A 914-nucleotide genomic window follows, 5' to 3' on the forward strand; every position below is an offset into this window, starting at 1 on the left:
CTCGCGGTACCAACTACCCCAAATCGACAAATAGCCAAGCTTTAGGTATTAATATCATCTCTCCCTGTTCGGCGCTTGAAGCAAGCTTTTGTTCAGGTAAGGCAAGTCTCTTTTGCCTAGTTCTCAGAAAGAGGTGTGAAATCCGGTGAAGAAAATAGTCGTAGCAGGGCTGACTGTAGCCTTGGCGATCACTTCATTTGTTGTCCCAGCTAATGCTGAGGGGCATTTTGAAACCAGCGTGAATGGAATTCGCGATGGCTTTAAAACTCGTAGTTGGTACGATCGAAATATTGATGGGTTTAACACGGAAATCACAGCAGCTACCTGCTTGAACACTCCGCACGGATCGCCAGGAAAAGTCGAGATGACCCTACGCCGAACTCTCGCAGGGCAGCCGGATCCGGACCTGGGTTCACGTTCTCTCAACAGGTGCTATGGGGGTTGGGATCGAGGTGGCTGGGGGCGTCAGGCTGCAGGCAACTATCATGCCGATATTCATACGTTTGATTGGAACCGTTTGACCATCAATTGGATGAAAGTCGTATGGTAGATACGATTCGAGTTGATGCTTTAAAGATAAGGCGTTCAAACAAAACAATTCTGGATATACCGCAGTTGACGATAGATGAACGTCCAACGCTTCTTCTTGGGGCAAACGGTGCAGGAAAGCCGACTCTTTTTTCCGTCCTGGCATCAGATTCTTCTCCGCACGACGGGGTCGTCTTAAGGGTGGGCTCTATATCGTTAGTCGAGCAGAAATTCATGCCGATTGTGGGTTTCACTTCTGGAGAATACTGCGCTTATGTTGCGTGGCTGTTTGGTCAGGATAGGAAAATCGCAAAGAAACATAGCTTGGAGTGGCTAAACTTTGTTGATTTGTCGAAGGCTGCCGATCAGAGATGTGAAAGTCTTGG

General features: G+C 48.1%; 1 protein-coding gene and 1 pseudogene. Both read left to right on the forward strand.

Going from position 1 to position 914, the window contains the following annotated elements; translation table 11 throughout:
* Nucleotides 1-145: 145 nt before the first annotated feature.
* A complete protein-coding gene (locus HMPREF2724_RS12210; RefSeq protein ID WP_235597022.1) occupies nt 146-550 on the forward strand; it encodes a hypothetical protein in 405 nt (134 codons plus the stop codon).
* Nucleotides 544-914, forward strand: a pseudogene (locus HMPREF2724_RS12955) (ABC transporter ATP-binding protein); the annotation flags it as partial. The gene HMPREF2724_RS12210 and the pseudogene HMPREF2724_RS12955, both read left to right, overlap by 7 nt.

The sequence above is a fragment of the Corynebacterium sp. HMSC071F07 genome (genome assembly GCF_001810285.1).
GTDB lineage: Bacteria > Actinomycetota > Actinomycetes > Mycobacteriales > Mycobacteriaceae > Corynebacterium > Corynebacterium simulans.